The sequence below is a fragment of the Histidinibacterium aquaticum genome (assembly GCF_008710275.1).
Classification (GTDB): Bacteria; Pseudomonadota; Alphaproteobacteria; order Rhodobacterales; family Rhodobacteraceae; genus Oceanicola; species Oceanicola aquaticus.
The window spans coordinates 882,524-902,748 of record NZ_VYQE01000001.1; the positions used below are offsets into that span (position 1 = coordinate 882,524).

20 protein-coding genes are annotated in these 20,225 nt (G+C 70.9%); 12 read left to right on the forward strand and 8 right to left on the reverse strand.

Annotated elements, in window-relative coordinates:
- Positions 1-549, reverse strand: coding sequence for a hypothetical protein (locus F3S47_RS04430; protein ID WP_150443982.1), 549 nt, complete (start codon positions 547-549; stop codon positions 1-3).
- A gap of 257 nt (positions 550-806) precedes the next feature.
- On the opposite strand from F3S47_RS04430, the gene F3S47_RS04435 reads away from it, so the two are divergent.
- Entirely contained in the window at positions 807-1,343 is a 537-nt protein-coding gene (locus tag F3S47_RS04435) for an RNA polymerase sigma factor (protein WP_150443983.1), read from the forward strand.
- Positions 1,340-3,307 (forward strand): vWA domain-containing protein, encoded by a 1,968-nt coding sequence (locus tag F3S47_RS04440; protein WP_150443984.1) that lies wholly within the window; start codon positions 1,340-1,342, stop codon positions 3,305-3,307. Before F3S47_RS04435 ends, F3S47_RS04440 begins: the two co-directional genes overlap by 4 nt.
- Here the strand turns inward: F3S47_RS04440 and F3S47_RS04445 are convergent.
- The 4 genes from F3S47_RS04445 to F3S47_RS04460 all read right to left on the reverse strand — a co-directional run bounded on the left by F3S47_RS04445 (position 3,276) and on the right by F3S47_RS04460 (position 5,796).
- Entirely contained in the window at positions 3,276-4,001 is a 726-nt protein-coding gene (locus F3S47_RS04445; protein ID WP_150443985.1) for a helix-turn-helix transcriptional regulator, read from the reverse strand. The two genes, F3S47_RS04440 and F3S47_RS04445, sit on opposite strands and share 32 nt — an antisense overlap.
- Before the next feature lies 1 nt (position 4,002).
- Entirely contained in the window at positions 4,003-4,368 is a 366-nt protein-coding gene (locus F3S47_RS04450) for a VOC family protein (RefSeq protein ID WP_150443986.1), read from the reverse strand.
- Between the two features lie 72 nt (positions 4,369-4,440).
- Positions 4,441-5,160 (reverse strand): hydroxypyruvate isomerase family protein, encoded by a 720-nt coding sequence (locus F3S47_RS04455; RefSeq protein ID WP_317978252.1) that lies wholly within the window; start codon positions 5,158-5,160, stop codon positions 4,441-4,443.
- A 72-nt stretch (positions 5,161-5,232) separates the two neighbouring features.
- Entirely contained in the window at positions 5,233-5,796 is a 564-nt protein-coding gene (locus F3S47_RS04460; protein ID WP_150443988.1) for a DUF1285 domain-containing protein, read from the reverse strand.
- Positions 5,797-5,882: 86 nt separating this feature from the next.
- On the opposite strand from F3S47_RS04460, the gene F3S47_RS04465 reads away from it, so the two are divergent.
- Genes F3S47_RS04465 through F3S47_RS04480 form a run of 4 tightly spaced genes read left to right on the forward strand, consistent with a single transcriptional unit; the run spans position 5,883 to position 12,639 of the window.
- Positions 5,883-6,890: an AAA family ATPase gene (locus F3S47_RS04465; protein ID WP_150443989.1), complete on the forward strand. Its 1,008-nt coding sequence runs from the start codon at positions 5,883-5,885 to the stop codon at positions 6,888-6,890.
- Positions 6,887-7,759, forward strand: a complete 873-nt coding sequence (locus F3S47_RS04470; protein WP_150443990.1) for a DUF58 domain-containing protein — start codon at positions 6,887-6,889, stop codon at positions 7,757-7,759. The genes F3S47_RS04465 and F3S47_RS04470 overlap by 4 nt, the downstream gene beginning before the upstream one ends.
- Entirely contained in the window at positions 7,759-10,530 is a 2,772-nt protein-coding gene (locus F3S47_RS04475; protein ID WP_150443991.1) for a DUF4159 domain-containing protein, read from the forward strand. The genes F3S47_RS04470 and F3S47_RS04475 overlap by 1 nt, the downstream gene beginning before the upstream one ends.
- A gap of 42 nt (positions 10,531-10,572) precedes the next feature.
- Positions 10,573-12,639 carry a hypothetical protein gene (locus F3S47_RS04480; protein WP_150443992.1) on the forward strand — a complete coding sequence of 689 codons (2,067 nt, stop codon included), beginning with the start codon at positions 10,573-10,575 and terminating at the stop codon, positions 12,637-12,639.
- On the opposite strand, the gene F3S47_RS04485 is transcribed toward F3S47_RS04480, so the two are convergent.
- From F3S47_RS04485 to F3S47_RS04495, 3 genes are read right to left on the reverse strand one after another with little or no spacing between them, the layout of a single operon-like run.
- On the reverse strand, positions 12,640-12,990 hold the full coding sequence (locus tag F3S47_RS04485) for a hypothetical protein (RefSeq protein WP_150443993.1): 351 nt from the start codon (positions 12,988-12,990) through the stop codon (positions 12,640-12,642).
- A gap of 46 nt (positions 12,991-13,036) precedes the next feature.
- A complete protein-coding gene (locus tag F3S47_RS04490; protein WP_150443994.1) occupies positions 13,037-13,726 on the reverse strand; it encodes a DUF599 domain-containing protein in 690 nt (229 codons plus the stop codon).
- Positions 13,726-14,136: a CopD family protein gene (locus F3S47_RS04495; RefSeq protein ID WP_150443995.1), complete on the reverse strand. Its 411-nt coding sequence runs from the start codon at positions 14,134-14,136 to the stop codon at positions 13,726-13,728. Before F3S47_RS04495 ends, F3S47_RS04490 begins: the two co-directional genes overlap by 1 nt.
- 124 nt (positions 14,137-14,260) lie before the next feature.
- On the opposite strand from F3S47_RS04495, the gene F3S47_RS04500 reads away from it, so the two are divergent.
- The 6 genes from F3S47_RS04500 to F3S47_RS04525 all read left to right on the forward strand — a co-directional run bounded on the left by F3S47_RS04500 (position 14,261) and on the right by F3S47_RS04525 (position 20,104).
- Positions 14,261-15,697 carry an FAD-linked oxidase C-terminal domain-containing protein gene (locus F3S47_RS04500; RefSeq protein WP_150443996.1) on the forward strand — a complete coding sequence of 479 codons (1,437 nt, stop codon included), beginning with the start codon at positions 14,261-14,263 and terminating at the stop codon, positions 15,695-15,697.
- 76 nt (positions 15,698-15,773) lie between these two features.
- The gene (gene glcE, locus F3S47_RS04505; protein WP_150443997.1) at positions 15,774-16,907 is read left to right on the forward strand and encodes a glycolate oxidase subunit GlcE; all 1,134 of its coding nucleotides are present in this window, start codon (positions 15,774-15,776) and stop codon (positions 16,905-16,907) included.
- A 6-nt stretch (positions 16,908-16,913) separates the two neighbouring features.
- Complete coding sequence (glcF, locus tag F3S47_RS04510) at positions 16,914-18,272, forward strand: glycolate oxidase subunit GlcF (RefSeq protein WP_150443998.1); 1,359 nt, start codon at positions 16,914-16,916, stop codon at positions 18,270-18,272.
- A gap of 65 nt (positions 18,273-18,337) precedes the next feature.
- A complete protein-coding gene (locus F3S47_RS04515; RefSeq protein ID WP_150443999.1) occupies positions 18,338-19,171 on the forward strand; it encodes a trypsin-like serine peptidase in 834 nt (277 codons plus the stop codon).
- Positions 19,172-19,306: 135 nt separating this feature from the next.
- Positions 19,307-19,783, forward strand: a complete 477-nt coding sequence (locus F3S47_RS04520; RefSeq protein WP_150444000.1) for an Hsp20 family protein — start codon at positions 19,307-19,309, stop codon at positions 19,781-19,783.
- 63 nt (positions 19,784-19,846) lie between these two features.
- Positions 19,847-20,104: a hypothetical protein gene (locus tag F3S47_RS04525; RefSeq protein ID WP_150444001.1), complete on the forward strand. Its 258-nt coding sequence runs from the start codon at positions 19,847-19,849 to the stop codon at positions 20,102-20,104.
- Positions 20,105-20,225 lie beyond the last annotated feature (121 nt).

Sequence of the window (20,225 nt, forward strand, 5' to 3'; positions counted from 1 at the left end):
TCAGGCGATCTCCGCCGTGTCGGGGGCCTCTTCAGGCTCGACCGCGGGACCGAAGGCGAGTTCCTCGGCTTCCTCGAAGAGCCGGCCGTAGGTCTCGGCGGCGGTACCGGCGCGGGCCATCAGCGCGTCGCGCAGCATGGCGGTGCCGGGGGCGCGCAGACCGGTCGGCAGCACATCGTGCGAACGGGCCTCATCGGCGAGCAGCAGCGCGAGACGCTGGCGTTCGTCCAGGACCTCGGAGGCGGGCATCGTGTCGGCTTCGCCGGGGCGCAGCGCGTAGGCGGCGATCATCCGGTCGATGGCGCGTTGCACGCCTTCGGGCGCCTTGGCGGCGCGGGACAGGGCGCGGGCCAGGGTGAGCTGGGCATCGACGCGCGAGGCGCTGCCGCGGCAGGCGATGATGAGCATGATCTGCTGGACGATCCAGCGCAGGAGCATCAGTCCGGCGGTCATCAGCGAGACGGCCATGAGGACACCCGGTGCGGCCGGACTCACCTCCACTGCCCAGATGGAAAGAACGACTGTGATGGCGAGGTATTCCGGATGCATGTACGTCTCCCTGTCAGGCGTCGATGCAACCTTCGGGATACAATCGGGCAGTTTCCGGGCGGCAGTGGGTCGGTATCGTGCCTTGAAGGCCCCGATCAGGAAATTCTTTACCTAACGTGCGCCGGATTGACGCCGCGGCGTCAATATCGCCGCGATCTTCGCGCCCGGAATGAGTGCTCGTCCCGGCGCGGGAATCGCTTTTTTCCGCGAGCGGCCAAGGATTGACCGGCGGGTGGCGTCGAAGGACCGTGATGCGCATGGACACGAGCGACGAGGACCTGGCGAGGGCGGCCGCCGACGGCGACGGCCAGGCCTTCGGGCTGCTCGTCGAACGGGTCTACGACCGGCTCTTCGCGCTCGCCTTCCGGCTGACCGGGAGCCGGGCGGAGGCGGAGGACCTGACGCAGGACATCTGTGCCGCGCTCCCGTCAAAGCTCTCGGGCTTTCGCGGTCAGGCGCGGGTCACCACCTGGCTCTACCGCGTCGCGGTGAACGCGGCACACGACCGGCGGCGGCGGCAGGCGAGCTACGCCCGCGCCACCGAGGGCTGGGGCGACTGGGAGATCGGGCGTACGGAGGCCGGGGCGGAAGAGCGGGAGCGGCGGGACTGGCTGACGCGGGCCATGCGGTCGCTGCCCGACGACCTGCGCGACACCGTGGCGCTGGTGCTCGACGACATGAGCCACGCGGAGGCGGGCGAGATTCTCGGGGTGTCGGAGGGTACCATCAGCTGGCGGATGTCCGAAGCCCGGAAACGGCTGCGCGCGCTCAAGCAGAAGGAGGAGGCGGAATGATCCGCCCGGACGAGATCGACGAGCTGAAGGCGGCGATGGAGGCAGAGACCCCCTCGCCCGATCCCGCGCGCCGTGCCGAGGACCTCGCCCGGGCGCGGGAGGCCTTCTGGGCGCTCCACAGGGAGGAGCCCCAAGGATCGGGCCGTCCGCGTCGTCACATCCTCGCAACGGCCCTCGCGGGCCTTCGGAGAGGAGTGACGACCATGACGACGACCCTGACCTCGCGCGGCGGCCTCACGGCGACCACGGCCATCGTGGCCGGCTGCCTGCTCGTTCTGACACCCGGCGGGCGAGAGCTGATCCGGCCGGGCCTGCCGGTCCTTACCGAGGACGCTGCGGAGCCCGTGGCGGAAATCGAGGAGGCCGACACCGCCGTGGCGACCGAGAGCGCCCCTGCCCCGGAGGCCGCCGGCCTTTCGCAGGCGGAGGCGGAGGCGCCGCCCGCTCCGCCCCCGATGCCCGCACCGCAGTCGCTCATGCGGACGGCCCCCGCGGAAGAGGCGCCCCCCGCCATGCAGGGATTCGGATCGCCGCTGGGCGACGACGCCTTCTCCGCGCCGATGCCGGAGCTGGACACCGAGACCTTCGCCGAGGCCAAGTCCTCTGGCGTGAAGGTGACGGTGGAGGAGCCCGTCTCGACCTTCTCGATCGACGTGGACACCGCCTCGTGGTCGGTCATCCGATCCTCGCTCACATCCGGCCGGTTGCCGCCGCCGGAGGCCGTGCGGATCGAGGAGATGGTGAACTACTTCGACTACGGCTACCCCGGGCCCGGGGAGGCGGAGGCGCCCTTTGCCGTCGACCTCGCAGCGATGGAGACGCCCTGGAACGACGGGACCCAGCTCGTGCGGATCGGGATCCAGGGACGGATGCCTGCCGTCGCTGACCGGCCGCCACTCAACCTCGTCTTTCTCGTCGATACCTCGGGCTCGATGAACGATCCCGACAAGCTGCCCCTTCTGGTGCAGTCCCTGCGGCTGATGCTGTCGGAGCTGCGTCCGGAGGACGAGGTGGCCGTCGTCACCTACGCCGGATCGGCCGGAACCGTGCTGGAGCCGACCCCGGCGCGCGAGCGCGAGACCATCCTCCAGGCGCTGGAGACACTGCAGGCGGGCGGGTCGACCAACGGAGCGGGCGGCCTCTCCGCCGCCTACGACCTGGCGGAGGAGATGAGCGCGGAGGGCGAGGTCTCCCGCGTGATCCTCGCCACCGACGGGGATTTCAACGTCGGGCTCTCCGATCCCTCGGCGCTCGAGGACTTCATCGCGAGGGAGCGGGAGAGCGGCACCTACCTCTCGGTGCTGGGTTTCGGACGCGGGAACCTCGATGACGCGACGATGCAGGCGCTGGCGCAGACCGGGAACGGGACGGCGGCCTACATCGACACGCTGAACGAGGCGCAGAAGGTACTCGTGGACCAGCTCTCTGGCGCGCTCTTTCCCATCGCGGATGACGTGAAGATCAAGGTGGAGTGGAACCCGGCGGAGGTCGCCGAGTACCGGCTCATCGGCTACGAGACCCGCGCCCTGCGGCGCGAGGATTTCAACAACGACGCGGTGGACGCGGGCGAACTGGGGGCCGGTCACTCGGTCACCGCGCTCTACGAGGTGACGCCCGTGGGATCGCCCGCCCGGCTCACCGATCCGCTGCGCTACGGAGCGCCGGAGGCCGCGAGCGACGGCGGGGAGCTGGGGTTCCTGCGGCTGCGCTACAAGGCGCCGGGGGAGGACGGGTCGCAGCTGATCGAGACGCCGGTGAGGGCCGGTATGGAAGCCGACGAGGACGCCCGCTTCGCGGCAGCGGTGGCCGGGTTCGGCGAATTGCTTCGCGGCTCGGACTACCTGGGCGACTGGGGCTACGAAGAGGCCATCGAGTTGGCGAGTGGGGCGCGGGGCGAAGATGCCTTCGGCTATCGCACCGAGGCCGTCCGGCTCATGCGCCTGGCGCAGTCTCTCTCTGAATGAGCGGCGCGGGGGCCTCGCGCCAGGCCTCCAGGGCATAGAAGTCCCGCAAGGTCCGGCCGCGCTCGTCCCTGAAGCGTCCGCGGTCCTCGCACCCGCGAATGCGGTCGAGGCGGAACATCCGGAAGTCCTCGCGCAGCTCGCACCAGGCGACGACGGTCCAGACCTTGCCCCAGAACCAGAGACCGAGCGGGCGGACGACCCGCTCGGTCGTCCGCCCCGATGCGTCGGCGTAGTCGAGCGCGAGGCGCACGCGATCGGCGGACGCGGCCTCGATCCGGTCTATGAGGGCCCGGGTCTCGGGCGAGAACTCCGGGGTGGCGAAGGCGTGGACCGGCACCGAGGCCGCGCGGGCACGAGCGGCCTCGGGCAGGACGGCCTCGATCTTGACCAGGGCCTCCTCCGCCGCGGCTGCCATGCCCGCCCCGCCCCAGGCGCGGATGAGCCGGGCGCCCGCGACGAGGGCCGTGATCTCCGCCGCGGTGAACATCAGCGGCGGAAGGTCGTAGCCCGCGCGCATGACGTAGCCCACGCCCGCCTCGCCCTCGATGGGCACGCCCGAGCCCTGGAGGTCGGCCACGTCGCGGTAGATCGTCCGCGTCGTGACCTCGAGCTTTTCCGCCAGAGCCCGCGCCGTCAGCAGCCGTCCGCCCCGGAGGGCCTGGACGATCTGGAAGAGGCGGTCGGCGCGGCGCATGTCAGGCGGAGCCGGGCTGGAACAGGCCGATGGAGTTGCCGTCGAGATCGAGGGCGTACTGGAACCGGCCGACCGGGATCGGGATGATCGGTCCCTCGACCTTGCCGCCGGCCTCGGCGACCCGATCGGCGGCGGCCTCCACGGTATCGGGCACGGCGAAGTGGATCGTCGGCCCCTGCCCCGGCGTGCCGGGATAGAGATGTCCGCCGGTGGTGTCGTTGGCGCCGTCGAAGACGGCCATCGGGTTCGGGCCGCTTTCGTCGATGGTCATGGTCCAGCCGAAGACGGTGGAATAGAAGTCGCAGGCGGCCTTGAGGTCCGTGACCGGTATCTCGGTCCAGACGACGATGGGTCGTGACACGGGCATCTTGCATCTCCTCTGTTTGGCGATGCCTCGAGTATCTCATACCCCCGCTGACAGCGTTCTGTCAGCAGGCTGTCAGGGGGAGAGCGCCGCCATCCAGCCAAGACCCTCCCCGGTGTCCGCCCGCGGACGGTACTCGGCGGAGACCCAGCCCTCGTAACCGTCGGTGTCGAGCCGGGCGAGGAAGGCGGCGTAGTCGATCTCGCCGCTGCCCGGCTCGTGACGGCCGGGATGGTCTGCGATCTGGACGTGGCCGACGTGCTCGCGCACCGCGTCCCAGGTCCCCAGGACGTCGCCGGTGAGCTTGTGGACGTGGTAGGCGTCGAACTGCAGCGAGAGGTTCGGCGCGCCGACCTCCTCTATGACAGCCAGGGCCAGCGAGAGATCGTCGAGGAAGTAGCCCGGCATGTCGTCGGGATTGAGGGGCTCGACGGTCAGTTGCAGCCCCGGCACCTCGTTCGCCGCCCAGGCGAGATTGGTGGCGAAGGAGTCTCCGGCCTCGGGCCCCTCGGCGACGCCGGCCATGACGTGGACGCGTTCGGCGCCCAGCGCGCTCGCGTAACGGCAGGAGCGGCGGAAATCGTGGCGGAAGCGCTCCTCGCCGCCGGGAACGGCGGCGAAACCCCGGGGTCCGCCTTCCGAGGCATAGTTCGGCGGCGGGCAGTTGATGAGCGCGACGGGCAGGCCCGCGCCCGCGATGGCCTGACGCAGGGCGGCCGCGTCCTCGTCGTAGGGGAAGAGGATCTCGACCGCTTCGAATCCGGCCGCCCGGGCAGCGGCGGGGCGTTCGGTCATGGGCATCTCGGTGAAGAGCGTAGAAAGATTGGCGCAGAAACGCGGCATGGGCGACTTTCTGAAGGCTGGGCGTCAGGGAAGTTCGGCGGCCGGGATGACGGGAAAGAAGACGCCCGCCGACCAGAGACCGAACCAGTCCGCGCCCTCGTGCTCGTTCGTCTCGCCGATGTCCACCAGCCGGTAGAAACTCTTGCGGTCGATCAGCGCCTCGAGGTTTCGGCGGATCAGGATGTAGGGCGAAGGCTCGCCCGTCTCTGGGTCGCGCTCCACGCGAATCGGGTGGTCGGGGCCCGCGAGCGCCGTGTCGCCGACATTCGTGGTGAAGACGAGACCCTCGTCCGTCTCGTCGAAATCCACGGCCACGAAGGGCGCGTCATCGACGGTGATGCCGACCTTTTCGACAGGCGTGACAAGGAAGTAGTCCTCGCCGTCCTTGCGCAGGATGGTCGAGAAGAGCCGCACGAGCGCGGGCCGGCCGATGGGCGTGCCGAGGTAGAACCAGGTGCCGTCCCGGGCGATCCGCATGTCGAGATCGCCGCAGAAGGGCGGATCCCACTTGTCCACCGGCGGAAGGCCCTTTTTCCCGGCAGCGCGCGCGGATTTCGCCAGATCGTCGGCCGATACTGTCACGTCCATGTGTCGACCTCCCTTTTGCCATTGGGGTCGTTCAGCATATCTGCTTCGATGGCCTTCAAAGCTAGTCCGCCCGAGGGGAGATTGCCATGTCCACCGATGCCGAACTGGTCGGAGAAATCGAGGAACTGGGTGAAAAGCTCGTCCGCGCCAGAGAGAGCATCGCGAAGCGGTTCATCGGCCAGGAGCGGGTCGTCGACCTCACGCTTGCGACGCTCGTGTCCGGCGGCCACGGCCTGCTGATCGGCCTTCCCGGCCTGGGCAAGACGCGCCTGGTGGGGACCGTCGCGACCGTGATGGGGCTCGACAGCGGGCGCATCCAGTTCACGCCGGACCTGATGCCCGCCGACATCCTCGGCTCCGAGGTGCTCGAGACCGCCGAGGACGGGCGGCGCTCGTTCCGCTTCATCGAGGGTCCGGTCTTCTGCCAGCTGCTGATGGCCGACGAGATCAACCGCGCCTCGCCGCGGACCCAGTCGGCGCTTCTCCAGGCGATGCAGGAGCGCGAAGTCACCGTCGCGGGCGAACACCGTCCGCTGGGCAAGCCGTTCCACGTTCTCGCCACCCAGAACCCGATCGAGCAGGAGGGCACCTATCCCCTGCCCGAGGCGCAGCTCGACCGCTTCCTCGTGCAGATCGACGTGCCCTATCCGAAGCGCGACACCGAGCGGGACATCCTCGTCGCGACCACCGGTGTCGAGGAAGCCGTCTCGGAGGCGGTCTTCACCGGCGAGGAACTGATCGCGGCCCAGACCCTGCTGCGGCGGATGCCGGTGGGCGAGGCCGTGGTCGAGATGATCCTCGACCTGGTCCGGGCCTGCCGCCCGCAGGACGACTCCTCGCCCGACGTGGTGAAATCCTCGGTCAGCTGGGGCCCCGGTCCGCGCGCCGCGCAGGCGCTGATGCTCACCGCCCGGGCCGAAGCGCTGACCCACGGCCGGCTCGCGCCCTCCGCCGAGGACGTGCGCGCCATGGCCGGTCCCGTGCTGCAGCACCGGATGGCGCTGTCCTTTGCCGCGCGGGCCCGGGGCGAGACCCTGAGCCGCGTCATCGACGAGGTCGCCTCCCGAGTCACCCGCGTCGAGGCCGCCGCGTGAGCGATCCGAACCTCCTCCGCCACGGGGCGGAAGAGCTCTCCGCCCCGTTCCCTCCGCTTCTCGTCGAGGCCGAGCACCTGGCGACGACCGTCCTGCTGGGAAACCACGGGCGGCGGCGCGCCGGGCTGGGCGACGATTTCTGGCAGTATCGTCCGGCGATGCCTTTCGACGAGGCGCGGATGATCGACTGGCGCCGCTCGGGGCGCGCCGACACTGCCTTCGTGCGCGAGCGCGAGTGGCAGATCGCCCAGTCGGTGATGCTCTGGGTCGACCAGGCGGCCTCCATGTCCTTCGGCTCGCTGAAGGACGGCACCACCAAGGGCTGGCGCGCCAAGGTTCTGGGCATGGCGGCTTCGCTGCTGATGATCCGGGCCGGCGAGCGCGTGGGCCTCACCGGCATCAGCCTGCCGCCTCGCGGCGGCGAGCCGCAGTTGCAGCGCATCGCGGCGATGCTTTCCGAGGGCGACGAAGCCGATTACGGGCGGCCCGAGACGACCGGGATGCTGCCGCAGTCGCGCGCGCTCTTCATCTCGGATTTCCTCGGCGACATCGACCCGGTGGAAGAGACACTGACCGAGGCCGCCGACCGCGGCGTTCGCGGCGCCCTGCTGCAAGTCCTCGACCCGCAGGAAGAGGCTTTCCCCTTCGACGGGCGGACGATCTTCGAAAGCATGACCGGCGCGCTCAGACACGAGACCTTGAAGGCCGGTGATCTGAAGACCGCCTATCTCGACCGCCTCGCGGAGCGTAAGGACAGGCTCGAGACGCTCGCCCGCCGCACCGGCTGGCAGTTCATGACCCACCATACCGGTGAGAGCGCGGCCACCGCGCTCCTCTGGCTCCATGGCGCACTGGAGAGACGCGTCTGATGTGGACGATCGGCCCCCTGGGATTCGCCGCGCCCTGGCTTTTGCTGGGGCTTGTCGCGTTGCCCGTCCTCTGGATCCTGCTGCGGGCCGTGCCGCCCGCGCCGATCCGGCGGCGGTTCCCCGGCGTGGCGCTGCTTCTGGGGCTGTCGGACCAGGAGACGCAGGCGGACCGCACGCCCTGGTGGCTCTTGCTGCTGCGGATGCTGGCGGTGGCGGCAGTCATCATCGGCTTCGCCGGGCCGGTTCTGAATCCCCAGGACGAGACACCGGGCTCCGGGCCGCTCCTGGTGCTGGTCGACGGGACCTGGGCCGATGCCCGCGACTGGGACCGGCGCAGCGACCGGATCGACGCCGCGCTCGCCGAAGCCTCGCGGCAGGGGCGGACGGCGGCGCTCGTGTCGTTGACAGAGCTTCCGGCCGACGGCCTGTCCTTCCAGGCCGCCGACGCGGTGGCGCAGCGCCTGCCGTCGCTCGAACCCCGCGCCTGGGAGCCTGATGACACCGCCGTGGTCGACTGGGCCGAGGGTCTCGAAGGCAGCTTCGACACCTTCTGGGTTTCCGACGGCCTCGACCGCGAGAGCCGCGACCCCGTGCTGGAGGCGCTCGAGAGCCGCGGCGACGTCACCGTCTTCGAGAGCCCGCGCCCGATCATCGCCCTGCGGCCCGCGCGCTTCGAGGATGGCACGGTTTCCGTCACCGCGATCCGTCCCGAGCCCGGCACCCCGGCCGAGCGCACTGTCGCCGCGATGGGCCTGGACCCGGGCGGCGTGGAGCGGCGGCTCGCGGCGGCGGATGTCACCTTCGAGGCCGATGCGACCGAGGCCGAGCTGCAGCTGTCGCTGCCGCCCGAGCTGCGCAACCGCGTGACCCGCTTCGAGATCGAGGGCACCCGAACCGCCGGGGCCGTGACCCTGACGGACGATGCCCTGCAACGGCGCGAGGTCGCCCTGATCGCCGGTCGCGAGGACCGGGAGGAGCTCGAACTGCTCGCCCCGCTCCACTACCTGCGCGAGGCTCTGGAACCGACGGCCGATCTCGTCGACGGCGACTTGACGGACGTCCTGCTCGCCAATCCCGACGTGATCGTCTTCGCCGACGTGGCGCAGCTGGCTCCCGGAGAGGCCGAGGACGTGCGCGCCTGGGTCGAGGACGGCGGCATGCTCCTGCGCTTCGCGGGCCCGCGCCTCGCCGCGTCCGACGTGAGCCGCACGGAGGAAGACCCGCTGATGCCGGTGCGCCTGCGGGCCGGCGGCCGCACCGTGGGCGGCGCGATGAGCTGGGGCGAACCCAAGACGCTCGCGCCCTTCCCCGACGACAGCCCCTTCGCCGGCCTCCCGGTGCCCGACGACGTGACGGTCAACGCGCAGGTCATGGCGCAGCCCGACCCCACGCTGGCCGACCGGGTGATCGCGCAGCTTGCCGACGGCACGCCGCTTGTCACGGCGAAGGACGTCGAGCAGGGCCAGGTCGTGCTCGTGCACGTCACGGCGAACGCCGAGTGGTCGACGCTGCCGCTCTCGGGGCTCTTCGTGCAGATACTGGAGCGGCTCGCAGTCTCGACCCGCCCCGCCGTGCCCGAGGCGGAGGACCTCGAGGGGACCACATGGTCGCCCGAGGAAGTGCTGACGGCCTTCGGACGGATCGAGGACGCGGGCACCCTGCCGGGCGTCGCGGGCCCGAGGCTCGCCGAAGAAGAGCCGGGCCCCGGCCTGCCGCCCGGGCTCTACGCGGGCGAGGACCGGCGGATCGCGCTCAACGTCATTGACGAGGAACGGACGCTTGCCACCACCTCCTGGCCCGCGCGCATCGCAGTCGAGGGCCTCGACGTGACGCGCGAGACCATCCTCAAGGGCTGGGTGCTGGGCGCGGCGCTGGCGCTGCTGCTCATCGATATCCTGGCCTCGCTGGCCCTCTCGGGCCGCCTGCGCGGACCGCGCGCCGCAGCGGCGGGTGTCGCGCTGCTGGCGATGCTGGGCGGGATGCCCCAAGGCGCGCAGGCGCAGGACGGCGAAGGCGACCAGCTGGCGGTCCGCGCGACCTCCGAGGTCGTGCTGGCGCATGTGCTGACCGGCGACCCGGAGATCGACCGGACGGCGGAGGCCGGCCTGCGCGGGCTGTCGAACACGCTCTTCCGTCGCACCTCGATCGAGCCGGCCGCGCCGCTGGGCGTGGACATCGAAGAAGACGAGCTCGCGTTCTTCCCGATCCTCTACTGGCCGATCACCGCAGACCAGCCGCTGCCCTCGGCCGATGCCTACGACAAGCTCAACCGCTACCTGCGCTCGGGCGGGATGATCGTCTTCGACACGCGCGACGCGGACATCGCGGGCTTCGGCGCCTCCTCCCCCGAGGGCCGCCGGCTCCAGGCCATTGCCCAGCCGCTGGACATTCCGCCGCTCGAGCCGCTTCCGCAGGACCATGTCCTGACGCGCACCTTCTACCTGCTGCAGGACTTCCCCGGCCGCCATGCCGGGCGCGAGGTCTGGGTCGAGGCCGCGCCGCCGGACGCGCAGCAGGTGGAGGGGATGCCTTTCCGCGATCTCAACGACGGGGTGACGCCGGTGGTCATCGGCGGGAATGACTGGGCCGCCGCCTGGGCCGTCGACGAGCAGGGCAGCTACCTCTATCCCGTGGGCCGCGGCATGGCCGGCGAGCGGCAGAGGGAGCTCGCCTACCGCTTCGGCGTGAACCTCGTGATGCACGTGCTCACGGGCAACTACAAATCCGACCAGGTCCATGTGCCCGCCCTCCTCGACCGTCTCGGTCAGTGACGGGCGGCGGATGGGGCCTGGCCGAATGAAGGGACACGCGTCTTGACCGGAACCGTCGTTCTCGACCCTCTGGTGCCGGACTGGCTGCTCTGGGCCGCCGTTGCGGTGGCGGTACTTTTCGTCGCGCTGGCGATCTGGCGGCGGCTCGCCGGCTGGTGGCTGCGGGCACTGGCGGCGGCGGTGCTGCTGGCCGCGGTCGCCAACCCCTCGCTGCAGCGCGAGGAGCGGGACTCCCTCTCGGACATCGTGGTCGCGATCGTGGACCGCAGCGCGAGCCAGCGCATCGCCGAGCGAGAGGCGCAGACCGAGGCCGCTCTGGAGCGGCTGGAGTCGGAAGTCGCCGCGCTCGACAACACCGAGTTGCGGGTGGTCGAGGTCGGCGATGCCGAAGGCGACGAGGGCACGCTGCTGATGACCGCGCTGTCCGAGGCGCTGGCCGAGGAGCCGCAGGCGCGGGTGGCGGGCCTCTTCCTGCTCACCGACGGTCGGCTGCACGACGCGGAACAGGCGCCGGAGGCCTTCCCCGCCCCGCTGCACGCGATACTCTCGGGTGAGGAAGACGACTGGGACCGTCGGCTGGTGGTGCAGAACGCTCCCTCCTTCGCCATCCTCGGCGAGCCGGTGACGCTGACGCTCCGGATCGAGGACCAGGGCGCGGCGCCGGAGACCGGGACCGTGCCGCTGACCATCGCCATCGACGGCGGCGAGCCGATGGAATTCGACGTGCCGGTCAATGAGGACCTGGAGCTGCCGGTCACCCTGCCCCACGGCGGCATGAACGTCCTGCAGTTCCAGACGCCGACGCTGGAGTCCGAGCTCACGGGGCGCAACAACGCCGCCGTCGTCCAGATCAACGGCGTCCGCGACCGGCTCCGGGTGCTGCTCGTCTCGGGCGAGCCGCATCCGGGCGAGCGGACCTGGCGCAACCTGCTGAAGTCCGACAGCTCGGTCGACCTCGTGCATTTCACCATCCTGCGCCCGCCGGAGAAGCAGGACGGCGTTCCCGTGGACGAGCTCTCGCTGATCGCTTTCCCGACGCGGGAGCTGTTTCTCGAGAAGATCGACGAGTTCGACCTGATCATCTTTGACCGATACAAGCGGCGGGGGATCCTGCCCTCGATCTACCTCGACAACATCCGCAGCTACGTCGAGAGCGGCGGCGCCGTGCTGGTGGCCGCGGGCCCGGACTACGCCTCGGCGGATTCGCTCTATCGGTCGCCCATGGGAGACATGCTGCCGGCCGCGCCCACGGCGCGGGTCTACGAGGAGGGGTTCACGCCGCAGCTTTCCGACCTCGGCCAGCGGCACCCCGTCACCGAGGGGCTCGAGCAGTCCGCTCCGGAAGGCGAGGACGGCCCCGGCTGGGGGCGCTGGTTTCGTCAGATCGAGGTCGATGCCCTGCCAGACACGCAGATCCTGATGGAGGGCATCGACGACCGTCCGCTGCTCGCGCTCGACCGCTACGGCGAAGGGCGCGTGGCACTCATGGCCTCCGATCACATCTGGCTCTGGAATCGCGGCTACGAGGGCGGCGGCCCGCAACTCGAGCTGCTGCGGCGGCTGGCGCACTGGATGATGAAGGAGCCCGAGCTCGAGGAAGAGGCGCTGACCGCCGAGGCCACGGGGCAGACCATGCGGATCACGCGCCGCACGCTGGACGAGGAGACGGGCGACGTCACCGTCACCCACCCCGACGGCACCAAGACCGTGCTGACGCTGGACGAGGTCTCTCCCGGCCGGTTCGAGACGGTCTGGGACGCGCCGGAAATGGGCCTCTACCGGCTCACCGACGGAGAGGAGGAGAGCGTCATCGCCCTCGGCCCCGCCGCGCCGCGCGAGTTCGAGGAGACCATCGCGAGCGCCGAGCAGCTCGATCCCTTCATCGACGGCACGCGCGGCGGGACGCTCGCCATGGCGGACGGGAATTTCGACCTGCGCGAGGTGCGCGAGGGACGTCCCGCCGCCGGTCGCGGCTGGCTCGGCGTGACGCCGCGCGGCGCCTACGTGACGGCGGACGTCACAATCACGCCGCTGCTGCCGGCCTGGGCCTTCCTGCTAATCGCAGCATCGCTCGTGGTCGGCGCCTGGCTGCGCGAGGGCCGGCGCTAGTCAGTCGAGGCTGACCGTCGTGCCCTGCGCGGTCCAGCCGTCGGTGTTGCAACGGGCCCGGATGACGACCTCTTCGAGCCCCTCTGGAATGGCGACACTGGAGAGCGACCGGGTGAAGGGCTGCTCCTCGACGTGCGGATGCAGGAGTTCGCGGGTGCCCAGCACCTCTCCGTCGGGCGACTCCACCCGCCAGCCGTCGGCGTAGTGGTTCCAGCCGGTGTCAGGGTGCGAGAGGGTGACATCGAAGCGCCAACCGCCCTCGACCCGGGCAGTCTCCACCGCCTCGATGACGGGCGGATCGGCGAGGGCGGGTCCGGCGCAGAGCGCGAGGAGGAAAAGGGAAAGGCGCATGGGGCGAGCTTAGCAGAGCCCGCCGTCCCCCGCGATCACGGCCGCGTCAGCGCAGCATGATGTCCCGTGGAATCGAGGCGAACTCGCGGCTCCAGACCACCCATCCGACGACGACCGTGGCGATCACGAGCGCGATCGGTCCCAGGAGCCAGGCCGCGGCGCCGAGGGCGAAGTAGACTGCCCGCAGGCCCCGGTTGAAGTTGACCGCGGCACGGATGTTCAGCTCCGCCGCCCGCCCGGCGCGCTCTTGAATCTCGGGGTTCTCCGGATCGTTCGAGACCGAGCCCATGAGGACGGCGCAATAGCCGAAGACCCGGTTCGACCAGACGAACCGCAGGAAGCCGGCCGCGAGGAAGAGCGCGACGACGAGCAGCTTGATCTCCCAGAGCACGTCGGGGACCTGCTCGGCGGTGAGGTCCTCCGCCAGCCCCTCCAGCGGCTCCGTATTGCCCACGAGCGCCAGGACGCCGCCGATGGCGAGCAGGCAGGTGGAGGCGAAGAAGCTCGTCCCCTGCCGGAGCGAGGCGAGGATCTGGCTGTCGAAGATGCGCACGTCCCGCTCCGCGAAGGCGCGCATCCAGTCGCGGCGGTAGTCCGACATCAGCACGGTGACCGAGGGCCGCCGCGCCGGCGGATGCTCGATGATCCAGCCCAGCGCCGCGGCGGTGATCACCAAGAAGGCGAGGGCCGCGATGTCCCAGGGCCAGAGCAGCGCGATGATCTCGGCGACGGGCATCAGCCGGGCTTGTAGACGACGAGGACCAGGATTGCGATCACCACCAGCACGCTCAGCTCGTTGTAGATGCGCAGGTAGCGGTCGCTCTCGCCGAAGCGGCCCAGGTAGGCGCGCCGCACGAGCATGCCTGTCCAGACGTAGTGGCCCAGCAGCAGCGCCACGAGTCCGGCCTTCCAGAGGCTCCAGGCCGGCCAGCCCCAGCTCCAGGCGAGCCAGAGGCCGGAGAGGATGGCGATGACGCCGAGACCGGCGGAGAAGCGGAACAGGCGAATGGTCAGGTCGCCCGTCGGGCCGAAGCCGCCGGTCGCGACATGCTCGCGCTTCCAGAAGATCAGCGCGCGCGGCACCGCGAAGATGCCGGTCATCCAGCCGAGCACGCAGAGCAGATGAAGAACCTTGACCCAGAGCATGCACGATCTCTGCCCCCGCACCGCGCCGCGCACAAGCCCTGCGACGATCGCTCCGTGCCCTTCCCGTTGCGTGGGACCGCCATTCTTTCTATCCCGAAGGGACCGTCACGGGAGGACACCGGACATGGACATGCCCCGCCCCGATGCCCGGGTGCTCGACCGCCGCGCGGAAATCGTGGCGCGGCTCACCGAGGTTCTGCCCGCGGACGCCGTGATCTCCGATCCCGCCGAGACCCGCGCCTACGAGTGCGACGCGCTGACGGCCTACAGGTGCGCTCCGCTGGCCGTGGTGCTGCCCGCCTCGACGGAAGAGGTCTCGGCCGCCCTGCGCGTCTGTCACGAGATGGGCGTCCCCGTGGTGCCCCGCGGTGCGGGCACCTCGCTCGCGGGCGGGGCGCTGCCGACGGAGGACAGCGTGATCCTCGGCGTCGCGCGGATGACCGAGGTGCTGGAGACGGACTACGCCGACCGCATCATCCGGGTCCAGACCGGGCGGACCAACCTGAGCGTCACCGGCGCGGTGGAGGAAGAGGGCTTTTTCTATGCGCCCGACCCCTCGTCGCAGCTGGCTTGCGCCATCGCCGGCAACATCGCGATGAACTCCGGCGGGGCGCATTGCCTGAAGTACGGCGTGACCACCAACAACCTGCTCGGCGTGCGGATGGTGCTGATGGACGGCACCGTCGTGGACCTCGGCGGGGCGCATCTGGACGCGGAGGGGCTCGATCTGCTGGGCCTCGTCTGTGGGTCCGAGGGCCAGCTCGGCGTGGTCACCGAGGCGACGCTCCGCATCCTGCGCAAGCCCGAGGGCGCGACGCCGGTGCTGATCGGCTTTTCCTCCAACGAGGTCGCGGGCGCCTGCGTCTCGGACATCATCAAGGCGGGCGTCCTGCCTGTGGCCATCGAGTTCATGGACCGACCCTGCATCCGCGCCTGCGAAGCCTTCGCCGGCGCCGGCTACCCCGACTGCGAGGCGCTGCTGATCGTCGAGGTCGAGGGATCGCCGCAAGAGATCGCCGAGCAGCTGGCGCTGATCACGGAGATCGCCCGCCGCCACGACCCGGTGGAGCTGCGCGAGGCGGCCAATGCCGAGGAGGCCGCGCGGATCTGGCTGGGGCGCAAGTCCGCCTTCGGCGCCATGGGCCAGATCAACGACTACATCTGCCTCGACGGCACGATCCCTGTCAGCAAGCTGCCCGAGGTGCTGGCCGGCATCCGGTCGCTGTCCGAGAAGTACGGGCTGGAGGTCGCCAACGTCTTCCACGCGGGCGACGGCAACATGCACCCGCTCATCCTGTTCGACGCCAACGGCGGCGAGCTGGAGAAGGCCGAAGCGATGGGCGCGGACATCCTCACGCTCTGCGTCGAGGCGGGCGGCTGCCTGACCGGCGAGCACGGCGTGGGCATCGAGAAGCGCGACCTGATGGCGGTGCAATACGCCCCGGCCGATCTCGAGGCGCAGATGCGGGTGAAGGATGTCTTCGACCCGGGCTGGCTGCTGAACCCGGCGAAGGTCTTCCCGCTCGCCGCGAGCGCCGCGCGCCGGACGGCGGCGGAATGAGCCTCTCGCGCCGGAAAGGGGGGCGCTGCCCCCCGTCCGCTGCGCGGACTCCCCCCGGGATATTTGGACCCAGAAGATGAGACCAGAGACCGAAGACGATCTGGCCCGCCTGGTGGCCGGGGCGGACGGCCCCCTGCGCATCCGCGGCGGCGGCACCCGCGACATCGGCCGCCCCGTGCCGGGCGAGGTACTGGAGACCGGGGGGCTCTCCGGCGTGACGCTCTACGAGCCGGGCGCGCTGACGCTCGTCGTGGGCGCGGGGACGCCGCTGGCGGAGGTCGAGGCAGTGCTGGCGGCCGAGGGCCAGCGCCTGCCCTTCGAGCCGATTGATCACCGGGCGCTTCTCGGCACCGGGGGAGCTCCGACCATCGGCGGCGTGGTGGCCGCGAATGTCTCCGGCCCGCGCCGGATCTCGGTGGGCGCGGCGCGGGACTTCTGCCTCGGCGTGCGCTTCGTCGACGGCACCGGCACCGTGGTGAAGGCGGGCGGGCGCGTGATGAAGAACGTCACAGGCTATGATCTCGTGCGCCTCATGGCCGGGTCCTGGGGAACGCTGGGCGTGCTGACCGAGGTCTCGCTCAAGGTCCTCGCGCGGCCGGTCACGGAGGCGACGCTGGTCCGGCGGGGGCTCTCGGCAGCGGAGGGGGTCGGGGCGCTCTCCACCGCGCTGACCTCGCCCTACGACGTGACGGGGGCCGCGCACCTGGGCCCCGGGCAGGAGACGCGGGTCCGGATCGAGGGGCTCTCGGGCTCGGTCGACTACCGGACCGGTCGGCTGGCGGACTTGCTGGGGGGGGGTTGGGAGGTGGTCCGTGACGCCGAGAGCGCCGCGCTCTGGGAGGAGGTGCGCGACCTCCGGCCCTTCGCCGCGCGCGCGGGCGCCGTCTGGCGGGTCTCGGTCCGGCCCTCCAAGGGGCCCGGGCTGACGGCGGCGCTGGAGGCGGCGGGGCTCTCGCACGAGGCGATTTACGACTGGGGCGGCGGGCTGGTCTGGCTGCTGACCGAGGACACCGGGGACGCCGGCGCGGCGACGATCCGGGCCGAAGTCGCCCGGCGCGGCGGGCACGCGACCCTGGTCCGCGCTTCCGAGGAGACCCGCGCCGCGGTGCCGGTCTTCCAGCCGCAGGCCGAGGGGGTCGCCGCGCTCTCCCGGGCGTTGCGGCAGAGGTTCGACCCGCGCGGCATCCTGAACCCCGGATTGATGAGCTGAGGACGCATGCAGACCCATTTCACCCCAGAGCAGCTCGAGGATCCCGGCACGGCCCGGGCCAACGAGATCCTGCGCGCCTGCGTCCACTGCGGCTTCTGCACCGCGACCTGCCCCACCTACGTGACCCTGGGCGACGAGCTCGATTCCCCGCGGGGGCGAATCTACCTGATGAAGGACATGCTGGAGAACGAGCGGGTCCCGGACCCCAAGACGGTCAAGCACATCGACCGCTGCCTCTCCTGCCTCGCCTGCATGACGACCTGCCCCTCCGGCGTGCACTACATGCACCTCGTCGACCATGCCCGCGCCTATATCGAGGAGCACTACGACCGCCCCTGGCACGACCGCGCGCTGCGCTGGATGCTGGCGCGGATCCTGCCCTACCCCGGCCGGTTCCGCCTGGCGTTGCTCGCGGCACGGATCGTGCGACCTTTCCGCGGGCTGATGCCGGATGCCCGACTGAAGGCGATGCTCGACATGGCGCCGCGCCGCCTGCCGCCGGTGAGCCGCAACGACGATCCCGGGACCCATGCGCCCGAGGGCCCGCGCCGCAAGCGGGTGGCACTGATGACCGGCTGCGCGCAGCGGGCGCTCAACACCGACATCAACGACGCCACGCTGCGGCTGCTCACCCGCCTCGGCTGCGAAGTGGTGGTGGCCGAGGGCGCGGGCTGCTGCGGGGCGCTGACGCACCACATGGGCAAGACCTCCGAGAGCCACGCCACCGCCGCGAAAAACGTCCGCGCCTGGGCGCGGGAGATCGAGGGCGAGGGGCTCGACGCCATCGTCATCAACACCAGCGGCTGCGGCACGACGGTGAAGGACTACGGCCACATGTTCCGCGGCACCGAGCTCGAGGCGGAGGCAGCGCAGGTGGCCCAGCGCGCGCGGGACGTCTCGGAGCTGCTCGAGGAACTGATGCCCGAGGCCGAGGTCGCCGCGCCCCAGCCTGCCAGGGAGGGGATCGCTGGGACCGATGCCGTGACGCGGGGCGGAGCGCGGGCCCCCGAGGCGCTGACCGTGGCCTACCACGCCGCCTGCTCGCTGCAGCACGGGCAGAAGGTGAAGATGGCGCCCAAGGCGCTGTTGAAGGCGGCAGGCTACGCCGTCGTCGAACCCGCCGACAGCCACCTCTGCTGCGGCTCGGCAGGGACCTACAACCTGATGCAGCCCGAAATCTCGGCGAAGCTGAAGGCGCGGAAGGTGAAAACGCTGGAGGCCAAGTCGCCCGACGTCATCGCGACCGGCAACATCGGCTGCATGATGCAGATCGGCGGCGCGACCGGGATCCCGGTCGTCCACACGGTGGAACTGCTCGACTGGGCCACGGGCGGACCGCGCCCCCGGGCTCTCACCACCGAGTGACCTGCCCCATTTACGCCGCAATTGGACTTTAGCGCGAAACCCGACGTCGATCCGGATCAGACCACATGCTTCGCAAAGCCGTCCTTCTTCTCGGCCTCTGGGCCGCCTGTGCCATGCCCGCCGTCGCGCAGCAGCGGGCGGACAGCGGGCTGACCGCGCTCCAGACCGGGGACGCCGTGCGCGGCTGGGAGGCCGTCGGGCGCCTCGACATCGACGGCAAGGGCTTCTGCACCGCCTCGCTCATCGCCGAGGACCTGGTGCTCACCGCAGCGCACTGCCTCTACGAGAGCGGAACGGGCGAGCGCATCGATCCCGCGCGCATGGAGTTCCTCGCGGGCCTGCGCGACGGGCGGGCCCTGGCCTACCGCGACGTGCGCCGGGCGGTGGCGCATCCCGACTACCTCTTCGAGGGCGGCGCGGCGATGGAGAACGTCCTGCGGGACGTGGCGCTGCTGGAACTCGTGCGGCCGATCCGGACCACCAACATCATTCCCTTCGAGCTCGGCCGCGCCGTGCAGACCGGCGAGTCCGTGGGCATCGTCTCCTACGCGATGGAACGGGCCGAACTGCCCTCGCTGCAGGAGATGTGCTCGGTCCTGGGCGAGCAGGCGGGCGTCTGGGTGATGTCTTGCGACGTGAACTTCGGGTCTTCAGGGGCGCCGGTCTTCTCGATGGCCGGCGGACAGGCGCGGATCGTCTCGCTCGTCTCGGCCAAGGCCGAGGTGGAGAACGGCCGCGTCGCGCTCGGCATGGCGCTCGACGAGCCGCTGGCGCGGCTGCGCGAGATCATCGCGGCGGGCGGCGGACAGATCGCGGGGACCCCGCCCTCGACCATCGAGGTCCAGCGGCCGGGCGAAAGCGGCATCCGCGCGGGCGGGGCGAAATTCGTCCGGCCCTGACCCCGCGGGGTCTTGAAACGCGGGCGGCCAAATCTCAAATTTCCTCCGCGGAACGCCGGCTTCGGGTTCCGTCTCCGGGTTCGTCCCTCGCGGGAGGGCCCACCATCACGTTATCGCTCAATGGAGGATGACCCCATGCGTACCTTCGATCTCGCACCGCTCTACCGTGCGACCGTCGGCTTCGACCAGATCGCCGACCTCATGGACCGGGTCCTGACCAACGATCCCGGCACCCAGACCTACCCGCCCTACAACATCGAGAAGACCGCCGACGACGCCTGGCGCATCTCGATCGCCGTCGCCGGCTTCTCCGACGCCGATCTCAACGTCGAGGTCCGCGAGAACGCGCTCCTGGTGACCGGCCGCAAGTCCGAGGACGAGGGCGAGCGTCACTACCTGCACCGCGGCATCGCGACCCGCGCCTTCGAGCGCCGGTTCCACCTGGCCGACCACGTCCGCGTCGAGGGGGCGAGCCACCGCGACGGCATGCTGCACATCGAGCTGAAGCGCGAGGTGCCCGAGGCGCTGAAACCCCGTCGCATCGCGATCGCGAAGGCCGAGCCGGCCGCGACCGAGACCCGCCAGGTCGAGGACGCCGAGACCGTGAACTGAGGCGCGCGCCATCGCGTTGATCGAGGGCCGGGATTTCCCGGCCCTTTTTCGTTGGAGTTTGCGATGACCGAGATCGAGTTTCCGTCGAGCCACCTCTACCCCGGCGCGGTGGGCCGCCTGGCCTCGGGCGCCGAAGCGATCGCAGCCTCGGGCCAGAAGGTCGCCCTGAGCTTCGCCGACGGCAGCCGGGCCGCGGGCCGGCTTTCGGGCGACAGGCTGAAGGTGGAGGGCTACCAGACCGTGGCCGGGACGGAGATCGAGGCGAAGGCCTGGCGCGTGACCCTCGAAGACGGCGCGCTCCGTATCACCGACAGGCTGTAAGGTAACGGGGCCGCCCTGCGGGCGGCGCTCGACGAGCCCGCCCCGGCGCGTCGCGGCGGACCGGGCGGGTTCAGGGGGACGCTGTCCCCCTCCCGGCCGCTGGCGCGGCCGGTTCACCCCC